Source organism: Parachryseolinea silvisoli (assembly GCF_021190955.1).
Taxonomy (GTDB): Bacteria; Bacteroidota; Bacteroidia; order Cytophagales; family Cyclobacteriaceae; genus Ohtaekwangia; species Ohtaekwangia silvisoli.
Map to the genome: position 1 here is coordinate 171,880 of NZ_JAIOAO010000002.1, position 21,018 is coordinate 192,897.

A 21,018-nucleotide genomic window follows, 5' to 3' on the forward strand; every position below is an offset into this window, starting at 1 on the left:
TTACGGTTTCTTCGCTCTCACTCTCACACTCACACTGTCTCATGCTGTCCGGCGACTCGCTACAAAGGCGATAATGCCGGCTGCCAGCAAAATGCCGCCCGTGATCGGCGACCAATAGATCGGAGTCTTTTCTTCTTTGTTGATTTCTATCGGGCCGAGATCGGCCACTTCTTTTTTCGTGATCAACGTGAAGCCGGTAAAGACTGTCATGATGCCGCCAATAACAATCAGGATGATGGCAAATGTTTTCATGGTAATTGTAAGTTTATTCACACACGCCCATGAAAAAGACATGCCCTCCTATATTCGAGGGCACATCCATCCGTATTGCGACGGAAATACATTATTGCTGAAAAAAGTCTACACTATATATTCCGCGTCGCGTTGTTCCGCAACAGGAAGTCGACCAGAACCAGGGCCGCCATGGCCTCTACAATCGGCACGGCGCGGGGCACTACACAGGGGTCGTGCCGGCCTTTGCCACTGACGGTGGCTTCGTGACCATGCTTGTCGACCGATGCCTGGTCTTGCATGATCGTAGCCACCGGCTTGAAGGCCACGTTAAAGTAAATATCCTCGCCGTTTGAAATACCGCCTTGTATACCACCCGAGTGGTTCGTACGGGTTCTCACCCGGCCTCCCTCGGTATAAAATTCATCGTTGTGCGCCGAGCCGCGCAGGCGTATTCCTTCAAAGCCGCTGCCATATTCAAAGCCCTTCACGGCATTGATACTCAACATGGCTTTACCCAGTTCGGCGTGTAACTTGTCGAATACCGGCTCGCCCAGGCCTACCGGTGTATTCTGAATAACACACGTCACCAACCCGCCAATGGTATCGCGATCCAGACGTACCTGGTCTATCAAGGCGATCATTTGCCCGGCTACGGCGGCGTCCGGGCACCGTACGATGTTATCTTCGGTTTTACTAAGGTCCAGTTGTGTATAGTGCGGGGCTTTAATGTCGCCCACCTGGGACACGTAGGCTTGAATGGTTACGCCCAGGCGTTGCAGCAACAGCTTGGCGACTGCACCCGCAGCCACACGCGCCGCTGTCTCACGGGCTGAGCTGCGTCCACCGCCGCGATAATCGCGTATGCCGTACTTTGCTTCGTAGGTATAATCGGCATGCGACGGACGAAACGCCTCCGCGATGTGGCTATAGTCTTTGCTACGTTGGTCCTGATTTTCAATCACGATGGCCAACGGCGTGCCTGTGGTCTTGCCTTCAAATACACCGCTCAGAATTTTGAATGTATCGTCTTCCTTGCGCTGCGTCGTGATCTTCGACTGACCCGGCTTGCGGCGGTCCAGCTCGGCTTGAATAAAGGCCTCGTCCAACGTCAGGCCCGGGGGGCAGCCGTCGATAACCACGCCAATGGCAGGACCATGCGACTCGCCAAAGGTGGAGATTTTAAAAAGAGTTCCGTACGAATTGCTCATGCGGGGTCGAAGATAGCGGATTACTTCCGGAAAATGATAAAGGCCGCCGCACCGAGTGTAACAACGATGAACGCATTAAAGACCCACTTCTGCCACCGGTCGTCGGCAATCGTGTGTATGGTATTGTCCGCCGTGTCGATCTTGTCGTAGAAGCTGCCCAGGTCGTTTGCCTGGATCGCCTCGTTTTTCTTGCTTTCACCCGTCACCGTAAACACCAGCTTGGGCTGCAGGCTGTCATAACGCTGCTTGGCTGGGTTAAAGAACACCCAATAGAAATAATCCTTCATCTTGTATTGACCCGGCTCTTTGGGAATCAGGAAGTAGCTGAACGACTTGGTACCCGTCACACGGTTCTTCTGCCGGTTAATATCCTGACGGACGTTTGGTTCATAAAACTCAAAGTTGGCGTCCTTCTTCACCAGCGGTTTTTCGACTGCCGAGATATTCCCCTCACCATAGATATTAAACTCATACACTCCGCTGGCACCTGTCTCCAAATTAGTATTACGGCTGCGCTCATCCAGGCGATAGTCACCCACCGCGACGACGTCGCGCAGCGGATGCGGCGGCAGCTCTTTTACCACTACGCGCTTAGCCTTGGCACGAAAGCTCTTAAAATCTTCCTTTCGGTTCTGACCGAAGAATGAAGGGTTCTTGGCCACTTTGTATTTGATCATTTCCAGGTCAAACGCCGGGAACACAACGGGCTCGGCATTGAGCGGATACAAGGTAGCCTGGTATATCTTATACTGCGAATATCCTTTGCCGTTGACAGTCACACTCTCGGCTTCGATATTTTCAATATTGAAATTCTCCTCCCAGCAGTTAGTAGGTTTAATCTTCTTGAGAATTTCCGACAGCTGTCGGCCTAATTCGTAAAACTGCAAGGGTGCGCGGTTGTCCTCCGCGACAAAGAAAGAGATGGTCGTATTAAACCCTTCCCCTACGTATACATTGTCTTTGTTGGTCGTAAGGGCCAGGAAGGCATCTTCATTTACATCCACGAACTCAGTCTCCGTACCACCCTCATCGCCTTCAAAGAAACTGCGGAACGGATCGCGTGTTTGTTGTTGCTGTACCGGGGCCCCTACCTTTACTTTTTTACCGGTTACTTGTACAGGCTTGTCATTCACCTTCATGGTAAAAGAAGGAATTGTAACGACCCCTTGCTTGGTGGGTACGTACGTCATGATCACGCTCGACGACGACGAGATCTGGCCGTTGATGATGTTGGTAGAGGATTGCGTCGATGTGCCCCGCTTACGGAAGCCAGGTATCTCCGGAAAATTGTCATAGCTTTTTAAGCGGTCATTTTGCACCGTCACCGTAATCGTCCAGGCCTGATTCTCGCCAATGGCGTCAGGTCCCAGGGTAACGGTCTGCGCCTGGGCAATGAAGGCCCCCGCTGCCAGCAGCACCAGAAATAACACCCGAAAAGAAAAAACACGTCTCATAATGAAATCGATTTCAAAACTCATCGTTACAAAAATACGTTAATCGCACACATGAGGTCCGTAAAGCAAGACGAAATCAGCCAGGGTAACCACTTTGTATCTGGTCCAGGGGCGGAAATTACCCTGCTTTACGGTAGTTCAACGAAAGTTGGACAATCTTCTTTTATTTAAAAGATTATTTTGGTAACTTAACGATTGTTAGGATTAAATTTTTTCAACTGAAACATTTGCCATGCTGAATTATGTCAAAACTATTCTCACAAAAGTGAGTTTTGACGCTCTTCTTTTTGAAAAAGAGCTACGAAAGGCGATAAAATTGATTATCGCCGATGAATTGAATGACCTCAGAAACTGGTGCTATGCCAGGTTTTCCGGCGAGTACGAAGCCATCCTGAACAGGTGCTTTGTCGTCGCTTAACATCTAACTACTTGTTCATCTTTTAAACCAACAAAAGATTGAAGGGCCCCTGCTTAGAGACAGCAGGGGCTTTTTTATTTCTGCTCTTCAGGAGGCAATACAAACCTGATGTTACGCTGCAGCCCTTCCAGCTTGGCCCGCTTCACGGCTGAATGACGAAAAACTTTCTGAAAAACCTCGGCTGTAATCTCTTTCCACTCGTTCGTAGAAAATTTACTCAGGTCCCCGTGCGGCTCAAAGCTGGCTTCATTGTGTGGCTTGGCAAACCGATTCCACGGGCACACGTCCTGGCAAATGTCACAGCCAAAAATCCAGTTCTCAAACTTGCCCTGAACATCGGCCGGTATTTGCTCTTTAAGTTCGATGGTAAAATACGATATACATTTGCTGCCATCGACCACAAAAGGCTGCGGTATCGCATCGGTCGGACACGCATCCATACACGCCGTGCAGGTGCCGCAGTAATCTTTCACCGGCCCATCACAGACCAGCTCCAAATCAATAATTAGCTCCGCCAGAAAAAAGAAGCTGCCCATCTGACGATTCAACAAGAGACTATTCTTACCAATCCAGCCCAATCCCGCACGTTGCGCCCAGGCGCGCTCCATCACCGGCGCCGAGTCGACAAAGACCCTCCCCTGCACGTCGCCCACCTCCTCTTGTATGCGGTCGAGAAATGTCTTTAACTTATCCTTTATGACAAGGTGGTAATCTTCACCGTAGGCATACTTGGCGATCTTTAAACCACCTTCCGCAGCCAGGTCCTGCTTGGGATAATAATTGTACAACAGGCTCACCACCGACTTCGCACCCGGCACCAGCAGTGTGGGGTCCAGGCGTTTGTCAAAGTGATTTTCCAGGTAGCTCATCTTGCCCTGGTGGCCCTTTTTCAACCAGGCCTCCAGGCGTGGGGCCTCGTCCGCCAGAAATTCTGCCTTGGCAATACCGCAGAAGCTGAAGCCCAACCGAGTGGCTTCTGCTTTGATAAAATCGGTATAACGTTGAATTGGCAACACCGCCCAAAGGTACAAAAACAGTGTGAGTGCGAGAAAACAGAGCGAGCGTGAGAGCGAGTGTGAAGGAAAAACACACGCACGCGCGCTGAATTTAAATGATGCGGTTCTCCGTCGCCCTGCACACGGCCTTCACCTTGTTGCTCACGTGCAGCTTCCTGTAGATGTTCTCAATATGCTTGCGCACCGTGCCCGTGCTAATAAAAAGATTGTCGCCAATCTGATCGTAGCTCAATCCGTCCTTCAATTGCTCCAGCAGCTCCACCTCGCGTTTGGTAAGACCGGAATCTTCCGGCGTAGTGACCCTGCCCAGCGGACTGCGGATCAGGTTCAGCGCCTTCAACGCAATGCCCGGCGACATGGCCGCGCCACCATCCATCGCGTCGGCCAACGCGCATAGAATAGCGTCTGTGGGCTCCTCCTTCAACAGGTAACCCGTGGCACCGGCACAGATGGCCTCAAAGATCGTTTCGTCGTCATCAAAGGTCGTTAGCATAATGACCTTGATTTGCGGGTAGCGCTGCCGTACCAAACGCGTCGCGGCAATGCCACCCAACTGGGGCATCTGAATATCCATCAGCACAATGTCGACATTCGGGTCCTCGGCCAGCTTGTCCAGCAGGTCTTGACCGTGCTGCGCCGTGACCTTCAGACTGAGATCCGTCTCGAACAGCAACTTTTCGAGAATGACTTTTAGGGCGAACTCGCTGTCGTCTACGATGGCTAACCGTATCGACATGCCTACTGTTTTAAGAATATAAATTCCACCCGCCGGTTGGTTTGGCGCCCTTCTTCCGTTTTGTTATCTGCCCGCGGCCTGGACTTACCATAGCCTTTGGCCACCAGCCGGTTCGTATCGATGCCGTTTGCCACCAGATATTCTTTCACAGCGTTCACGCGATTCTGCGACAATTTCATGTTGGTCGCTTCATCTCCCACATTGTCGGTATGACCCCCTAGCTCGATGGTCATCGTCTGGTGGCCTTTGAGGAACTCGATCAAGCGGTTCAGCTCGGCATGCGACTGCGGACGAAGCGTAAACCTGGCAAAGTCAAAGAAGACGTTGTTGAGGCGTATAGCCTGCCCTACTTCAATCGGCCCCAGGTATAGGTCACGCGTGATCTCGGTATAGATTTTCACATCGCCCGTGTTGATACTCTGACTTTCGGGGTAATACCCTTCGGCCTGTGCTAGGAAGCCATACTCCTGCCCCGATACCAGCGCGATCTTATATGCACCATCCACCGGGTTGGTCCGGGCTATCCCCAGCTCCTTCCCTGTGGTAAGCGATTCATATTTCACATCCGCTGCCAAGGGCTTGCCCGTCTTGGAATCCAACACCCGACCCGAGATCATCACCACCGGCTTGGGCTTGGCACTCTCCGGCACCTGCACACGCACCAGGTTATCCCGCACCGCGGCATCATTGTAAATAGACATATAGGCGTACTCACCGGTAGCCGGCACAACATAATAAAGCTCGCCGTTTACGGAGTTTACCGCAGGTCCGAGGTTCAATGGTTCCGACCAGTTGAGCCATGTATCGTCGAGGCGCCGTGTGATGAATACGTCATAGCCCCCGTAACCGGTCTTGCCGTTCGAAGAGAAATACATCGTCACACCGTCACCCGCCACAAAGGCACAAGGCTCGTCACCGGCAGTGTTAAGTGCCCTGCCTAGATTTTTTGGCTCACTCCATGTATTGTCAGGCAGTAGAAAGCTTACATACAAATCCTGGTCCGTACGACGGTCGTCCATCTGCAAACACAAGATCAGCGTCTTGCCGTCAGGCGCAAAGTTGTAGTATACATACTTGGCCTTGTTCTTGAAATTTGTAATCACAACGTCCTGCGGCATAGACCAACCCGACTCTGTGCGGTGGCTGACGGAAAGGCCCGGTCCTTTCTGCGTGCCATCGGCATTATAGGTATTGCCGATATACAAGGTGTTACCATCGGGTGTCACGCCGATCACAAAGTTATAGCTTATGTTGTTGAGCGGCTGGCCAATGTCCTGTGCTTTGTTCCACTTGCCGTCGGCCTGGCGTTCAGCAACAAAGATGTCGCTGTTCGTTTCCGTCAGGCTGCGGGCAAAATAAAGCGTCTTGCCATCGGCCGATATATTGGGCGCAATCTCGCCCACCTCGGTGTTGATGTTCGGTCCCAGATCTTCTTTGATCAGTTCTTTGGGATAGTTTTCGATCAACCGAACGCCTTCCTTATCCTGCCGGAACTCAATATAGTCGGTCTGGATCTTCATCGTCCGGGCTACAAATACCCCCAGATCAAAACCCCACAGCGCCACAGGCGGCGCCTCGTGCACCCGTTGGTCGTTAATGTAATACGACAGCTTATCGCCTTTTAGGGATATGGTAAGTTTGTTGTACTGACCGGGCGGTTTGATCGCCGCGCTCTTTGTCCATGGCAGCAGGGAAGTATATTCTTTATTTACGTAACAATAGATCGTGAACATGCCGTTGGAGCTGATGGCAAAAGAATACGCATTGTCAAACGCGCCCCAGCACATGCCGTAACCATAGTCCTCTACACCGCTTACCTGGCGAATGGAAGCTTCGACGGTATAGTCTTTATCCGGCTCGTACGCTTGTGTTTTATAGAAATAAAAATTCCCGTCACCTGATGTTTTGTCCACAGTATAAACACCGTCGGCAATGGCGCCGGTGCCCTGCGTAAAACCGGTGGACCAGCTGTTGTTGTTATTGTTAAAGTCTTCTCGAAATACAACGTTTTTTTGAGCCATAAGCAAACCGGCCATACACATGGCGCAGATCGTTAGCAAGTATTTCATACGGAGGGTATTTTTGGATTTTAAACAAATCTACCGTAGGAATACCCGGCCGGGCAATACGTAGTTTATCGTATTCACCTGCGTACGTCAAAGAACAATGTATTTACAACACGTATCAAAAGCCGGCTATCCGCGGCTATAACTTTACCCCTAGCTGATCGAGCTCCTGGCGAAGCTGTGCAGGCGATTGAAAATGAATAGCATGCATACCCACATCCCGCGCGCCCACAACGTTCTTGATGTTGTCGTCGATAAAGACAGCCCGTTCAGGGTCTACGCTATAGCGGTTGAATACAATTTGGTAAATGTCCGGAAAAGGCTTGCGCGTTTTTTCCGCGCCCGATACCACGATGCCTTCAAACCAATGCAGAAAGTCGAAGTTCTCCAACGCCCACGGAAACGACTCAGCCGACCAATTAGTCAGTGCATACAAGCGATGACCCTTTTGCTCCTTCAGCTGGCGCAGAATAGCAACGGTATCGGGAAGAGCACCCGCAATAGTCTCTTGCCAACGGCCATACCACGCACGCACCGCCACTTCGTGTTCGGGATATTTTAAGACAAGTTCCTCCGTTGCTTCCGCAAAGGAACGGCCGGCATCCTGCTCATCATTCCACGCCGGCGTACAGATATTCTCAAAGAACCAGGTGATTTCTTCTTCGGTCTTAAAAATTTTACGATACAGGTAACGCGGATTCCAGTCGATGAGCACGCCGCCCAGGTCAAAGATGATCGTGTCTACAGTAGTCATAAAAAAGGATATCGAATAGCGCGCTGGTTAGCGGAGCAATGTCAGTAATCTTTCTGAAACGGCGGTGGGGGTGATTCGCGTGAGACAAGCAAAGTCGCCGCGCAGGCATTTCTCTACGCCATAGACCGAACATGGCCGGCAGGGTAATTCTTCGCGGGGTATCTGAATGATATTTTGTGCACCATAGCCATATGGGCCAAAGCCCACATCGGGGTCGGTACCACCCCAGATCGATAACAACGGTATACCGGATAGTGCCGCCAGGTGCATGTTCGAAGAGTCTACACACAGCATCAGGTCCAGGTGCCGCATCAGGGCAATCTCCTGGCGCAGCTTAAGCTGCCCCGCAATCACTTCGCATTTATCAGGAAATTGTTTCTTCAGCGACTCGAAGTATTTTACCTCCTTTTCACCACCACCAAACAAAAAGAACTTCACATCCGTCTGCTTGCTCACTTCCTCGATCAGCAACGGGTAATTTTCCAATGGCCAGATCTTCGACTTGTGCATGGCAAAAGGCGCCAGGCCCACCCACTTCACACCGTCCGCATGTTTTTTATAGGCAAACCATCCGGAAGCCGACTGAATAGATTCGCTTAGCGCGACATACGGCGGCGCCACCATGGCAAACGGAAATCCCGCTTTCTCAAACGCCTGCCGGTAACGGTCTATCGTATGCGGCAACGGCGTCGTGACTTTGTTCTCTTTGCGTGTAAAAGCTTTTTTCTCGGGACGGCCTTTGTCAAATACCACGACCCGGGTGCCGAATATTCGGAACATCGTACGCAACATCATGGTGCGAATATGATCGTGCATATCGATCACGACGTCAAACGGACCTTTGCGCAATAGCTTACCAAACAGGTCGCGCGCGCCCAACACTCCCGTATACGTATAATCTACGTCTGCCGGAAAGGTCTGCACACGCTCCATGTCGAAGAAGAGCGTACAGAACTTCGGACGTGTCACCACTGTCACCTCGATGTCGGGATACGCCGCGGTAACCGATTTCACAACCGGCACCAGCAACGCGACATCGCCCATGGCCGAAAAACGGAGAATCAGGATCTTTTTCAACGAGGTCTTTTATTTTTTCTGCGCGTACAATACGGGGTTGAGCGATGCATCATTATACATCTTCATTTGACGGTATACTTTGAACCGCCGTGTACCCCGGCCTATATCTTCAATCAGCTCATCAAATGCCAACGCCATATCGTTCTCCTGTTCGAGCAACACCGCGAGCTTGGTCTGGCACCGGGCGATGTGATCGGCACTGGCGTCGGTCCGTTCGGTCTGCTCACGCATGTGATAGATCTTTAACATCAGAATGCTCATGCGGTCCAGCAGCCAGGCCGGTGTCTCGGAGTTGATGCGTGCGCCCGGCTGGGGCGTTACGCCACCGAACTCGGCGACGAACTGGTCGTCGATCTGCTCCACCATGTCGGTACGGTCCTGGTTGGACTTGTCGATGCGACGCTTCAGCGCCACGGCCTCCACCGGGTTGATCTCCGGCAGGCGGATGATATCTTCCAGGTGCCACTGCACCGTGTCGATCCAGTTCTTAGCATACAACAGGGCTTCGAATGTGCCGGAAGCATTCGGATTTTTCACCGGAGTGTCTACATCATCGGTCCGATGATAGTCTGCAATACTGCGGCGGAAAACTTCATAGCACTGACGGGCTGATAGCATACGTTCTTGATTAATGCGCAATTTAATTAATTTCATTTCAGTTACAGGCACGATAAAAATTTAGCCTGTGGTGTTTACTTTACACCGGTTATGTCATCACATCATTTCGTACGGGAAGGTCAGGAGCCGGCACTACTCATCGCCAGCGCGGCCTCGCTACAACAAGCTGAGCCGCTGTTGGAATGGGTACCCCTCGTGATCGTTACCGAGGAGACCCTCGACCATGTCCAGGCATGGGGTATCAAAATCGATGCCGTCGTCTGCCTTGCCGCCCACGCCACCGACATCGAGCTGCAGCTCCTCGAACAGATGCCGTTCGTCGTCCTGCCCCACCAACCCGGTGACGACCCCATCGCCCGTGCCTTGCAACACCTGGCTACCACTCGTCACTCCATGGTGAACATCCTCGCCTCGTCCACTGAAGCGATGTTCCGCCGCGCGGCCGACTTCCCCGCCCTGCAGATCACGCTGCTGAGCCCCGACGTAAGGTGGTCGCTGTCAACACAGTTCGAGAAATGGCTGCCCGCCGGCAGCCGGCTGTACCTGCGCCCCGCAGACAGTCATACCCTTACGATGGACGGCCTGGAAACCGTCGAAAATGGCTACCAGGCGACACACGACGGCATTGTCAGAATCTATGGCAATCCCCCATTTTGGGTCGGCGAGCCGGTTTAATTTTTTTCTTTTCGGCGACATGGGGGTAAAACTTTTGTGAATTGTCTTAACCTCAACGGCTTAAAACCGTAAATTTCGCTGTTAAACGATTCATTGAAACGATCCTAAGCAGTGGAATTTACTGAACAGATAAGCCCAACCTCGCTGAAAACCGGCGACCAACCTGCTTTTGAGATGCTGTTCCGAACTTATTACCAATCGCTTTGTAATTACGCCTACACGTTCATCCAGGACCGTGATAATGCGGAAGAAGTGGTGCAATCCACCTTCTTATCGGTTTGGGAAAAACGGGAGGCCCTCGAAATCCACACCGCCGTAAAACCCTATCTCTATGCAATGGTACGGAACGCGTGTCTGAATTTGCTCAAGCACGAGAAGATCAAGCAGCGCCACATAGAAGGTGAGCTGGCGGTGGCGGAACGCAGTGTCGAGTCTGTTACCCGCACGGTGATGGCCTCTGAGCTGGAAGTGCGCATCTGCGAGGCCATGGAGCAACTGCCCGAACAGTGCCGCCTGATCTTTAAGCTCAGCCGCTTCGAAGAATTAAAATACGCCGAGATAGCCGACCAACTGGGGCTGTCGATAAAAACGGTAGAGAACCAGATGGGCAAAGCCCTGCGGATTATGCGCGAGCAGCTAAAAGATTACCTGCCCCTGCTGATCCTTTTCATAAATGGATTTATCAATTGACCACCGTGCAACATACCACAGACGATATCGATGAGCTGATCGGCAAGTACCTTGCCGGAGAAGCGACTGCGGAAGAGGCTGCCCGCATAGAGACATGGGAACATGCCAGCGAAGCCAACGTACGGTATATGCGCCAGTTCAGAACGATCTTTGACAAAGCCTGTACCGTCAAAACGCTACAGACCTTTGACACCGACGCCGCCTGGAACAACCTGCAACGCAAAATGCGCGGCCAGCGAGGAACAACCGAGGCGCCCCCGGCAAAAGACAACGTACGTCCACTGCATGCACCGGCACACCGCAACCTATACCTGCGCATTGCCGCCAGTGTGCTTATACTGCTCGGCGTGGGCTACCTGGCCTACCGCGTGACCAACACCGCCGAAGCCATCCGCCCGGTAACCGTCGTAGCCGATGGACAGACAGTAGCCGACACCCTGCCCGATGGCAGCGATGTATACCTGAACAAACAGACCAAGCTGGTCTATGCCTACGACAAGAGGAAACAGACCCACACCGTCAAACTAAAGGGCGAAGCCTACTTCAGCATCAACCACGAAGACACCAAAAAATTTATTGTGGATGTGGGCGACGTCTTTATCCGCGATATCGGCACACGGTTTAACGTTACAGCGTACGAAGAGTCCAATACCGTAGAGGTTGTTGTGGTCGAAGGCGAAGTAGAATTCTTTACCAAAGGCGACTCCGGCGTACGCCTGCAGGCCGGTGGCAAAGGTGTTTATAACCGCGCTACCAAAACCTTCAGCATCGAAAAGCCCGATAGCAATGTGTTGGCCTATAAGACCCGGTTCTTTAGCTTCAGCAACACACCGCTGGGAGAAGCCGCGGCCATACTCAACGAAGTATACGACCAAAAGATCGTCATCAGCAAAAATATCGAGAACTGTAACTTTCTCCTAAACGCATCGTTCCCTGATGACGAAATCGATGAAATTGCCGAAGTCATTGCGGATACATTCGGCCTTACCGTGAACGAAACGGGCGACACGCTGACCCTAGAGGGCCATGGCTGCAATCCGTAAAGCGGGTATCACGCTCCTGGCCGGGTTGCTCGTGATGGCGGCGTGGGCCGACGATCTGAAGACTCCGCTGTTGGAGCGCGTCGTTACCCTGCAGTGTCAGAATGAACCCATCGCGGAGGTTCTAAAAAAACTGGGGCAACAGGCTGGCTGCACATTCTCGTATAGCTCTTCGATCATCGATGGCAACCGCCGCGTCACGCAACAGTTCACTAAAAAGACTGTGCGCCAGGTGCTGGATCAGATCTTTGTCGGCGGCGTTCAATACCGCGAGCGCAGACGGTATATCATCATCACCGCGCTGCAAGCCAAGCTTACTGACACCCGGCAAATAAGCGGTTATATCATTGACGAAGCCACCGGCGAGGCGCTCCAGAATGTGAGTGTCTATGACCCGATCACCCTGGAGTCGGCCATCACCAACGCCTACGGATACTTCCAACTGGAAGTCCCCAAGCCGTCGAACAAAGAAGTACGACTGGCCGTCAACAAGGCAAACTATACCGACACCCTCATTGCCGTACCGAACCATCGCGGCCTGCTCAACATTCCGTTGAAAATTAATAAAGAGCGCATCAACGTTATGGCAGATAGTGTCGGCAACAAGTTGAAGCGTTTCTGGATGAGCACGGTTGCTGCCACGCGGCAAGCCATCAACATGGAAAACATCGACACCACGATGTATCGCCATTTTCAGTTTTCCTTTGTCCCCTTTGTCGGCAGCAACCATGCGTTGAGCGGTAACATCATTAACGATTATTCGGTCAACTACCTGGGGGGCTATTCGCTAGGTGTTCGAAAGCTGGAAGTGGGGGGCCTCTTCAACGCAGTACAAGGTGAGGTAAAAGGTGTACAAATGGCGGGGCTTGTCAACGCTGTGGGCGGCCGAACGGATGGGGTACAAATCGCCGGCCTGGCCAACGCCAGCCTGGCATCGGTACACGGCGTACAGATTGCGGGGCTCATCAACTTCACGTGGGATACCGCGCATGCCGTCAGCATTGCAGGATTAGTCAACTTCTCGCGACGGAACGCGCTCGGTCCAAGGCTGGCAGGGCTAGCCAACATCACCCTAGGAAAACAACAAAGTCCGCACATCGCCGGACTTTTTAATTTTTCATTCAGGAATGCCCGGAGCTTGCAAGTGGCCGGGCTTTACAATTTTGTAACCGACTCCATGACCGGTGTACAGGTAAGCGGCCTGGTAAACTTTACCCTGCGCAGCGCTGAGGGCGTACAGATCGGTGGCCTGGTCAACGTTACCGGCGGCTACATGAAGGGACCCCAGGTAGCCGGTCTTGTCAACATAGTAGCGGATAGCATGCGCGGCGCACAAATATCAGGTATTTTGAACGTTGCCACCGGCAACCTGAAAGGTGTCCAGGTAGGCATTGTGAACTTCGCGCGCCGTCTGAAAGGCGTACAGGCAGGCCTGCTCAACATAACGGGCGAGGTAGGCGGCGTCCCTGTCGGGTTGCTCAGCATTGTCGGCAAAGGTGGCTATCATACCCTGGAGCTCTCGGCCGACGAAGTGTTTTATACCAACCTGGCCTTCCGCACCGGTGTGCGCAAGTTTTATAACATTATCACCGCCGGTGTACGACCCAATACCCTCGAAAAAAATGAGACCTTTTGGACCTTCGGCTATGGTATCGGTACTGCGCCACGCATCTCCAACCGCGTGTACCTCAACATCGACCTTACGTGCAGCCGGGTCGTGGCGGGTAACAATTTTGACGGTGTTAACATGATCAATAAATTGTACCTGGGGGCAGAATATCGCTTGTCGCGCGGCCTCGGTCTCGTGGCAGGTGCCACGCTGAACGGCAACATTACCGACACAGATTACGAATATCCCGAGCTGTTCGCCGACTACAAACCGTCGATCGTCTCCCGCCGCACCTTCAGCGATGACAGGCTGCTGCAAATGTGGTGGGGTGCTAAAATCGGTATTCGGTTCTTTTAATGCGCTGCCACCGGCGCCACGACCGGTGCTGCATCGGTTGGCACTGTCGCCGGACGACGCCCCAGTTCTTTCAGCATTTTTGTATGGCCTACCAGTGCATCCCAGAACGTAGGCTCTGATTTGTACGGTATACCGAACTCGATAGCCGTATTCTCTACGATCTTAGAGATCTTTCTGTAATGCACATGGCATACGTTCGGAAACAAGTGGTGCTCCACCTGAAAGTTCAGCCCACCGACATACCAGGAAAACCATGTGCTCTTATTCGCAAAGTTTGTCGTCGTCAGCAACTGGTGAATCGCCCAGCTGTTTTCCATATTGCCGCCATCGTCGGGCAGCGGATATTCGGTACCGTCGATAACGTGCGCCGGCTGGAAGATCACGGCCAGGATAAAGCCTGCTATATAGTGCATCACCAAAAAGCCGATCAGCCACTGCCCCCAGGTGATGTCAAGCACCAGCATCGGAATAGCCAGGATATACACAAAGTATAACACCTTCGTGGCGATCAGCACGATCCACTCTGTGCGAATGTCCGCACGCTGTTTTTTCACCATGCCATCGCGCTGATAGCGCACCAGGCGCACAAAGTCTTTTACAAACACCCACACCAGCGTCATCAGGCCATAAAAGAACCACGCATACATATGCTGGAACTGGTGGATGGCCTTCCACTCGCCGTGCGGCGTCATGCGCAGCACACCACGGGGACTGATGTCCTCGTCCACGTCATGAATGTTGGTATACGTATGGTGCAGCACGTTATGCTGTACTTTCCAGTTAAAGGCGTTGCCGCCGACAATGTTCAGCGAATAGCCCAGCGCGTTGTTAAGCCAGGGCTTGTTGGAATATGACCCGTGGTTCGCGTCGTGCATCACCGACAGGCCGATACCGGCCACGCCCACCCCCATGACCATACACATCGCGAGCATACCCAGGGGGGTATGCACAACACCGGTCAGCATTAGGATGAACGGCGTGAGATACAGCGCAAACATGAACACCGTCTTGATCTTCATCTCGGTGTTTGCTTGCCGCGGCGTGCCTGTGCTTTTGAAATGTTCGTTTACCCGTTGCGTGAGGGTGGTAAAGAAATCTCCTCTGCGGGGAGAGAACTTAATGGGGGATGATCCTTTCATATGTTGGTTAGGAAAATGAGCTGCCCAAGTTTAGTGGTGAAGTAAAATTAGGCATTACAAGCGTCCTAAAGTTAACGATTACTTTCCTACAACACGTATGTAGTAATCGGGAGGAATTGCAAAAAATATTACATGACAGACCCGACCAACAGTAGTTAGCCTGCGCCTATAACTGTATAAAAAACAAATGCGGCTCTCGCCGCATTGTTATGATATTCTGAAAATATGATATACGTCATATCGACTCCCCACGTGGGCGCATGGCTACGGCATTTCGGCAATTATGGTGCGGCCGCCCTTAGTAATGTCACCAATCTTAACTTTTACTTTTGCATCAAGCGGCAGATAAATGTCTACACGTGAGCCGAATTTGATAAAGCCAAATTCCTGGCCTTGCTCTAAATGCTGACCGGCCGTAACGTAACATTTAATGCGCCTCGCCAGTGCGCCGGCAATCTGACGGAACAGTACTTCTACACCGTCTTTTGTTTTCACTACCACGGTTGTACGTTCGTTCTCCGTGCTTGACTTGGGGTGCCATGCCACCAGGTATTTGCCCGGGTGATATTTATAAAAGCTGATCGTACCCCCTACCGGCATGCGGTTTACGTGCACGTTTACCGGCGACATAAAAATGGAGATCTGCTTGCGCCGGCCCTTCAGGTATTCGGTCTCTTCAGTCTCTTCAATCACCACCACCTTGCCGTCGGCCGGGGCCAGTACGGTTTTGTCACCTTGGGTGATGTCGAAGATAGGATTGCGGAAGAACTGAAGGATCACCAGGTAGAAAATCACACTGACAAAAATGACGCTGTTCTGCACCAGTACGCTCTGCGGGAAAAAGTACAGGATGGCCCAGTTCAAGCCAAAGAGCAAGATCAGCAGTACAAACAGGAGAAGGCGGCCTTCGCGGTGAATGGTCATAGTCGTTCGAAAGTTTTAAAATCGGTTAGTTCAATTTCCCGGCATCCTGTAAAAAGAATGCAGCAAGCCCTGACGGCCTGCTGCTGCAAAAATATGCGATTCTTGGTCAAATACCGCTTCGGGACACGATTAATAGCCGCCGCGGTATTTGTAGGTCTTAGACACCTTGTCGATCGCCACCATGTAGGCCGCGATCCGCATGGGCACCTTGTATTCTTGTGAGGTCTTATATACGTTGTTAAAGGCGTCTTTCATGATCCGGTCGCTGCGGCGGTTTACGCGGTCGGCTGTCCACTTATAGCCCAGGCGATTCTGCACCCATTCGAAGTACGACACCGTCACCCCACCAGCGTTGGCCAGGATGTCGGGCACCACCATGATGCCTTTTTCATTGATCACGTTGTCGGCCTTTGATGAGGTCGGCCCGTTAGCCCCTTCCACAATCAGCCGCGCCTTGATGCTCACCACGTTTGAGCTGGTGATCACGTCCTCGGTAGCGGCCGGCACCAGCAGGTCCACGGGCAGTGTCAACAGGTCGTCGTTGCTGATCTTCTCTGCACCGGTAAATCCTTCCAGCGAGCCTTTGTTGGCGTCGCGGTACTGAATGGCCTTCTCAATGTCGATACCCTGTGCGTTGAAATAAGCACCCGACAGGTCGCTCACCGCTTGTACGATCAACCCGCGTTCGTGCAGCAGACGCGCTGCCCACGATCCTACGTTACCAAAGCCTTGCACGGCGCAGGTCGCTTTATAGGGATTGATCTTTAACTTTTCCATGGCTGCCATGGCCGATACCATTACACCGCGCCCTGTGGCCTCTGTACGGCCCAGCGAACCACCCATCACGAGCGGCTTACCGGTTACGACGGCGTGCGTGGTCATGCCTTTGTAACGCGAGTACTGGTCCATCAACCACGCCATTTCGCGCGGGCCTGTACCCATGTCGGGGGCGGGAATGTCCTTGTCGGGACCAAACACATCGGCCATCGTCTGCGTATAGGCGCGCATCAGGCGCTCGATCTCGCCAGCCGACATCTCGCGCGGGTTACACGTCACGCCACCCTTGGCGCCACCGTAGGGAATGTCTACTACCGCACACTTCCAGGTCATCCAGGCCGCCAGGGCCTTTACTTCGTCCAGGTTTACATGCGGATCAAAGCGAATGCCCCCTTTGGAAGGCCCGAGGATCGTCGAGTGAATAACCCGGTATCCTTCGAATACCCGAATGCTGCCGTCGTCCATCGTCACCGGCAGCGACACGATCACCTGCCGGGCAGGATTCTTCAATACGTTGTAGATTTCATCTTCCAGTCCCAGAATCTGCGCGGCGACATGGAAACGAGACATCATGGCTTCAAAGGGATTTTCTTTGTCCTTCAAGGGAGCCGGTTCAATATAGGCCATAGGATAATTTTTAGAAGTCTTTATTTATACGGAAAAACCGTTACTAAAACGGTTGCAAAGATAAATAAATTCGAATCACGCCTTTTCAATTCCAAACAAAAGCTCGTGTCCGCAACACTTTTCTAATACTTATCTAATCGCGTGTTTTTCCCTGCAGAATTTACATGCAGTTTCTTGAATTCTCACCAAAGTTTATTGCTTTTTTAACACGTGCAGGCCGTGCAAAAAATCTGTCGCCAATCCGGCGACTAGGCATTAAACGCAAGCTCGCGGGTGAGAATATAAAGGCCCATGAACAATACCAACCAACCAAAACTCTTGCGCAGCTGACGCGAAGAAAATGCCCCTGCCAACCGGTTGCCCACCAGAATGCCCACGACGGCCAGTAGGGTAATGGAAAGCAGGAAGGTCCAGTCCATGGTATAATTCAATACATCGCCCAGAAAGCCGGTCAGGGAATTAATGGCAATAATAAAAAGTGATGTACCCACCGCGGTCTTAAAAGGCAACCCTGTTAACAGTACTAATGCAGGAATAATGAGAAAACCGCCTCCGGCGCCTACCAGTCCCGTCAGAAAACCTATCAAAGTTCCTTCAACGACCACTAAAAAATGACGGATGCGATCTTCATTGCTCTCGCGCTCCTTGCGTTCGCGGATCATGGAGAACGACGCCAGGATCATCAGCACGGCGAAGAGGCCCAGCAGCAAAAAACGCTTGCTAAGCATAAACGAGTCCGAGGTAAAGATCACGTCGGGTATCGCGGGCACTACCCACTTGCGGGTGGCGAAGATGCCGATCACCGACGGAATCCCGAATAAAAAGCCCGTGCGTAGGTTTACCAGGTGGTCCTTATACTTGGGCACCGCGCCTACCAGGCTCGTTATGCCGACGATAAAAAGTGAATAGGCCGAGGCCGTGACCGGGTCCATGTGAAACAGGTATACCAGAATGGGGATCGACAAGATCGAACCGCCGCCGCCCAGTAACCCCAGGATTAGGCCGATGCCGACCGATGCTACATACCCGATGATCTCCATAAACAAAAAAATATACTCGCCCCGTGTGCGCGCAAAGGACGATCTTATTTTAATGAAATGAAATTTATCGAGTCAGTCGGTAGAGGATGTATGAGATGCGATTACTGGCGGTTGTATTCCGCAATAAACGCGTCTGGGAACTTAGGAAGGATATCTGCGCGGAATTGTTCGGCCTTTGCCCGTGAGTTGAAATTACCCAGAATGAGGCCATAATATTTTACGCCGTTAAGGACTTTTACCTGTACTGTCACTTTCTTCTTGTACGAATTCTTGAGATTTTCTGTCAGACGCATGAGGTTCACCAGTTCCTGATAGGTACCAATTTGAACGCCGTACCCCTTGGGGGTCAGGCGTTCAATTTCAAAGCTGTAAAACTCTTTCTCCTCCACCATCACGTTGTCGACGGGCCGGCCCAGGTCGCTGGTCTTGCCATCGCCGGGGTCGATCACTTCGAGCTTTACCTCGGCCAGTCCTTTGTTGACAAAGCCAAGCTGCTCGGCCGCTGCGCGCGACACGTCGATGACGCGGCCCTCTACCCAGGGACCGCGGTCGTTGATCACCACTTCCACCGATTGGTTGTTGGCCAGGTTGGTCACCCGTACCCTTGTACCAAAGGGAAGTGTCTTGTGGGCACCCGTCAATTTGTTGTGCCGGTACTTCTCGCCGCTGGCGGTGGTAACACCGTCAAACTTGTCGGCATAAAACGAAGCTTTACCCGTTTGGACCTGTGCAAACGCGAGCACCAGGAAAAAATTAAAGCAAAGCGTAAAGAATATTCTTCTCATAAACGATAGGTTAGACAGCCAAAAATAGAGCAGGCGGCCCAATTTCAGAATAAAATAGGCGCCTGTACCATACCTTGAAAGAAATATTCAGCATACCACAGCGTATTATTCATTAAAGTGTACCTTTGCCCGGCAAATAATGACTCGTAAATTATTTGCCATGCCACTCGATAATTCTAAGTTCCTTTTTGAAGCCCTCACCTATGATGACGTGCTTCTCGTGCCCGCCTACTCAGACGTTCTCCCCCGCGACACAGACACCTCCAGCTACCTCACGCGAAACATCAAGCTGAACATTCCGATTGTTTCGGCGGCTATGGATACCGTAACAGAAGCGGAGCTTGCCATTGGCATCGCCATGGAAGGCGGCCTCGGTTTCATTCACAAAAACATGAAGATTGCCCTGCAGGCCGAACAGGTCCGTAAGGTAAAACGCTCCCAAAGCGGTCTCATTCTCGACCCGGTAACACTGGCCATTAATTCTACCGTGGCCGATGCTGAAAAGATCATGCGTGAGTTCAAGATCGGCGGGATTCCGGTTGTCGACGACCATGGCAAGCTGCTCGGCATCATCACCAACCGCGACCTGCGCTTTCAGAAAGACATGAGCGTGCCGGTAGAGCGCATCATGACGAAAGACAATATCATCACCGCTCCCGAAGGCATCACACTCGAAAAAGCAGAAGATATACTGAAGAAGTATAAAATCGAGAAGCTGCCGATCGTCAATAAAAAGAATAAGCTGATCGGCCTGATCACGTTCAAAGACATTCAGAAAAAACGCAACAAGCCCACGGCGTGCCAGGACCAGTTCGGTCGTCTGCGTGTAGGCGCCGCCGTTGGCGTCACCCCCGACATCCTCGACCGCATCGACGCGCTCAAGGCGGCGGGCGTAGACGTCATCAGCATTGACACCGCGCACGGTCACTCCAAAGGTGTGATGGAAGCCGCCAAGCGGGTAAAGAAAAAATATCCCGAGCTTGACCTGATCGTGGGCAATATCGCTACCGGTGAGGCGGCCAAGGCGCTGGCGAAAGTTGGTGCCGATGCCGTGAAGGTGGGTGTAGGCCCCGGTAGCATCTGCACTACCCGCGTGGTAGCCGGTGTAGGCCTGCCGCAGCTGAGCGCGGTGTACGAAGCTTCTAAAGCCCTGAAGGGCTCCGACACCAAGGTCATTGCCGATGGTGGTATCCGCTTCTCGGGCGACATCGTCAAGGCTATTGCCGGCGGCGCTGACAGCGTGATGATCGGCTCCCTGCTGGCCGGTACCGACGAGGCTCCGGGCGAGATGATCATCTACGAAGGTCGTAAGTTCAAATCGTACCGCGGCATGGGCTCGCTCGAGGCCATGGAAGACGGCTCGAAAGACCGCTATTTCCAGGACGTAGAAGACGACATCAAAAAGCTGGTGCCCGAAGGCATCTCCGGGCGTGTGCCATTCAAAGGTTTGGTATCGGAAGTATTGTACCAGCTCGTCGGCGGCCTGAAGGCCGGCATGGGCTACTGCGGTGCCAAAAACATTGAGAAAATGAAACTGGCCAAGTTTGTGAAAATAACGTCCGCCGGTGTCACCGAAAGCCACCCGCACGACGTTAGCATCACCCGCGAAGCGCCGAATTACAGCCGTAAATAATAGCAATGCCCTGTTGGGCCTGAAAGCCGCCTCCGTCATCCGGGGCGGCTTTTTTTGTTTTTAGCAAGACTCGGCCGTGCCGGCTGGTACGTGACCGAAGGCCTGTTCCAGGTCTGTCGTGTGCTAAAATATTGAATACTT

At 52.3% G+C, this 21,018-nt stretch carries 19 protein-coding genes; 5 read left to right on the plus strand and 14 right to left on the minus strand.

Going from position 1 to position 21,018, the window contains the following annotated elements:
• Window positions 1-39: 39 nt before the first annotated feature.
• From K7P01_RS10480 to K7P01_RS10525, 9 genes are all read right to left on the minus strand, one after another.
• Entirely contained in the window at window positions 40-252 is a 213-nt protein-coding gene (locus K7P01_RS10480; RefSeq protein WP_267292673.1) for a hypothetical protein, read from the minus strand.
• A gap of 113 nt (window positions 253-365) precedes the next feature.
• Window positions 366-1,442 carry a chorismate synthase gene (gene aroC / locus K7P01_RS10485; RefSeq protein WP_267292675.1) on the minus strand — a complete coding sequence of 359 codons (1,077 nt, stop codon included), beginning with the start codon at window positions 1,440-1,442 and terminating at the stop codon, window positions 366-368.
• A gap of 20 nt (window positions 1,443-1,462) precedes the next feature.
• Window positions 1,463-2,896 carry a BatD family protein gene (locus K7P01_RS10490; RefSeq protein WP_267292677.1) on the minus strand — a complete coding sequence of 478 codons (1,434 nt, stop codon included), beginning with the start codon at window positions 2,894-2,896 and terminating at the stop codon, window positions 1,463-1,465.
• A gap of 492 nt (window positions 2,897-3,388) precedes the next feature.
• Window positions 3,389-4,327, minus strand: a complete 939-nt coding sequence (gene queG, locus K7P01_RS10500; protein ID WP_267295316.1) for a tRNA epoxyqueuosine(34) reductase QueG — start codon at window positions 4,325-4,327, stop codon at window positions 3,389-3,391.
• 94 nt (window positions 4,328-4,421) lie between these two features.
• The gene (locus K7P01_RS10505) at window positions 4,422-5,066 is read right to left on the minus strand and encodes a response regulator transcription factor (RefSeq protein ID WP_267292681.1); all 645 of its coding nucleotides are present in this window, start codon (window positions 5,064-5,066) and stop codon (window positions 4,422-4,424) included.
• A gap of 2 nt (window positions 5,067-5,068) precedes the next feature.
• Window positions 5,069-7,135: an OmpA family protein gene (locus K7P01_RS10510; RefSeq protein WP_267292683.1), complete on the minus strand. Its 2,067-nt coding sequence runs from the start codon at window positions 7,133-7,135 to the stop codon at window positions 5,069-5,071.
• 136 nt (window positions 7,136-7,271) lie between these two features.
• Window positions 7,272-7,886, minus strand: a complete 615-nt coding sequence (locus K7P01_RS10515) for an HAD family hydrolase (RefSeq protein WP_267292685.1) — start codon at window positions 7,884-7,886, stop codon at window positions 7,272-7,274.
• Window positions 7,887-7,913: 27 nt separating this feature from the next.
• Window positions 7,914-8,963: a glycosyltransferase family 9 protein gene (locus K7P01_RS10520; RefSeq protein WP_267292687.1), complete on the minus strand. Its 1,050-nt coding sequence runs from the start codon at window positions 8,961-8,963 to the stop codon at window positions 7,914-7,916.
• A 9-nt stretch (window positions 8,964-8,972) separates the two neighbouring features.
• The gene (locus K7P01_RS10525; protein WP_267292689.1) at window positions 8,973-9,617 is read right to left on the minus strand and encodes a DUF4254 domain-containing protein; all 645 of its coding nucleotides are present in this window, start codon (window positions 9,615-9,617) and stop codon (window positions 8,973-8,975) included.
• A 54-nt stretch (window positions 9,618-9,671) separates the two neighbouring features.
• On the opposite strand from K7P01_RS10525, the gene K7P01_RS10530 reads away from it, so the two are divergent.
• The 4 genes from K7P01_RS10530 (at window position 9,672) to K7P01_RS10545 (ending at window position 13,952) form a co-directional block, all read left to right on the plus strand.
• On the plus strand, window positions 9,672-10,256 hold the full coding sequence (locus K7P01_RS10530) for a hypothetical protein (RefSeq protein WP_267292691.1): 585 nt from the start codon (window positions 9,672-9,674) through the stop codon (window positions 10,254-10,256).
• A gap of 111 nt (window positions 10,257-10,367) precedes the next feature.
• Window positions 10,368-10,946, plus strand: a complete 579-nt coding sequence (locus tag K7P01_RS10535; protein ID WP_267292693.1) for an RNA polymerase sigma-70 factor — start codon at window positions 10,368-10,370, stop codon at window positions 10,944-10,946.
• A gap of 5 nt (window positions 10,947-10,951) precedes the next feature.
• On the plus strand, window positions 10,952-11,989 hold the full coding sequence (locus K7P01_RS10540) for a FecR family protein (protein ID WP_267292695.1): 1,038 nt from the start codon (window positions 10,952-10,954) through the stop codon (window positions 11,987-11,989).
• Complete coding sequence (locus K7P01_RS10545; RefSeq protein WP_267292697.1) at window positions 11,973-13,952, plus strand: STN and carboxypeptidase regulatory-like domain-containing protein; 1,980 nt, start codon at window positions 11,973-11,975, stop codon at window positions 13,950-13,952. Before K7P01_RS10540 ends, K7P01_RS10545 begins: the two co-directional genes overlap by 17 nt.
• Here K7P01_RS10545 and K7P01_RS10550 read toward each other — a convergent pair.
• From K7P01_RS10550 to K7P01_RS10570, 5 genes are all read right to left on the minus strand, one after another.
• Window positions 13,949-15,091: a fatty acid desaturase family protein gene (locus K7P01_RS10550; protein WP_267292699.1), complete on the minus strand. Its 1,143-nt coding sequence runs from the start codon at window positions 15,089-15,091 to the stop codon at window positions 13,949-13,951. The two genes, K7P01_RS10545 and K7P01_RS10550, sit on opposite strands and share 4 nt — an antisense overlap.
• Window positions 15,092-15,355: 264 nt before the next feature.
• The gene (locus K7P01_RS10555) at window positions 15,356-16,015 is read right to left on the minus strand and encodes a phosphatidylserine decarboxylase family protein (RefSeq protein WP_267292701.1); all 660 of its coding nucleotides are present in this window, start codon (window positions 16,013-16,015) and stop codon (window positions 15,356-15,358) included.
• Window positions 16,016-16,144: 129 nt separating this feature from the next.
• Window positions 16,145-17,419 carry a Glu/Leu/Phe/Val family dehydrogenase gene (locus K7P01_RS10560; RefSeq protein ID WP_267292703.1) on the minus strand — a complete coding sequence of 425 codons (1,275 nt, stop codon included), beginning with the start codon at window positions 17,417-17,419 and terminating at the stop codon, window positions 16,145-16,147.
• Window positions 17,420-17,667: 248 nt separating this feature from the next.
• Window positions 17,668-18,459 (minus strand): sulfite exporter TauE/SafE family protein, encoded by a 792-nt coding sequence (locus K7P01_RS10565; protein WP_267292705.1) that lies wholly within the window; start codon window positions 18,457-18,459, stop codon window positions 17,668-17,670.
• Window positions 18,460-18,560: 101 nt separating this feature from the next.
• Complete coding sequence (locus tag K7P01_RS10570) at window positions 18,561-19,244, minus strand: septal ring lytic transglycosylase RlpA family protein (RefSeq protein WP_267292707.1); 684 nt, start codon at window positions 19,242-19,244, stop codon at window positions 18,561-18,563.
• 160 nt (window positions 19,245-19,404) lie between these two features.
• Here K7P01_RS10570 and guaB point away from each other — a divergent pair, with 160 nt between their 5' ends.
• On the plus strand, window positions 19,405-20,877 hold the full coding sequence (guaB, locus tag K7P01_RS10575) for an IMP dehydrogenase (RefSeq protein WP_267295318.1): 1,473 nt from the start codon (window positions 19,405-19,407) through the stop codon (window positions 20,875-20,877).
• Window positions 20,878-21,018: the final 141 nt, after the last annotated feature.

What these genes read in the sequence shown, in the direction of transcription:
- K7P01_RS10515 (WP_267292685.1), bottom strand. Translation starts at nt 7,886, where the DNA reads ATGACTACTGTAGACACGATCATCTTTGACCTGGGCGGCGTGCTCATC.
- K7P01_RS10505 (WP_267292681.1), bottom strand. Translation starts at nt 5,066, where the DNA reads ATGTCGATACGGTTAGCCATCGTAGACGACAGCGAGTTCGCCCTAAAA.
- guaB (WP_267295318.1), top strand. Translation starts at nt 19,405, where the DNA reads ATGCCACTCGATAATTCTAAGTTCCTTTTTGAAGCCCTCACCTATGAT.
- K7P01_RS10555 (WP_267292701.1), bottom strand. Translation starts at nt 16,015, where the DNA reads ATGACCATTCACCGCGAAGGCCGCCTTCTCCTGTTTGTACTGCTGATC.
- K7P01_RS10545 (WP_267292697.1), top strand. Translation starts at nt 11,973, where the DNA reads ATGGCTGCAATCCGTAAAGCGGGTATCACGCTCCTGGCCGGGTTGCTC.
- K7P01_RS10550 (WP_267292699.1), bottom strand. Translation starts at nt 15,091, where the DNA reads ATGAAAGGATCATCCCCCATTAAGTTCTCTCCCCGCAGAGGAGATTTC.
- K7P01_RS10560 (WP_267292703.1), bottom strand. Translation starts at nt 17,419, where the DNA reads ATGGCCTATATTGAACCGGCTCCCTTGAAGGACAAAGAAAATCCCTTT.
- K7P01_RS10510 (WP_267292683.1), bottom strand. Translation starts at nt 7,135, where the DNA reads ATGAAATACTTGCTAACGATCTGCGCCATGTGTATGGCCGGTTTGCTT.
- K7P01_RS10565 (WP_267292705.1), bottom strand. Translation starts at nt 18,459, where the DNA reads ATGGAGATCATCGGGTATGTAGCATCGGTCGGCATCGGCCTAATCCTG.
- K7P01_RS10525 (WP_267292689.1), bottom strand. Translation starts at nt 9,617, where the DNA reads ATGAAATTAATTAAATTGCGCATTAATCAAGAACGTATGCTATCAGCC.
- aroC (WP_267292675.1), bottom strand. Translation starts at nt 1,442, where the DNA reads ATGAGCAATTCGTACGGAACTCTTTTTAAAATCTCCACCTTTGGCGAG.
- K7P01_RS10480 (WP_267292673.1), bottom strand. Translation starts at nt 252, where the DNA reads ATGAAAACATTTGCCATCATCCTGATTGTTATTGGCGGCATCATGACA.
- K7P01_RS10490 (WP_267292677.1), bottom strand. Translation starts at nt 2,896, where the DNA reads ATGAGACGTGTTTTTTCTTTTCGGGTGTTATTTCTGGTGCTGCTGGCA.
- K7P01_RS10530 (WP_267292691.1), top strand. Translation starts at nt 9,672, where the DNA reads ATGTCATCACATCATTTCGTACGGGAAGGTCAGGAGCCGGCACTACTC.
- K7P01_RS10570 (WP_267292707.1), bottom strand. Translation starts at nt 19,244, where the DNA reads ATGAGAAGAATATTCTTTACGCTTTGCTTTAATTTTTTCCTGGTGCTC.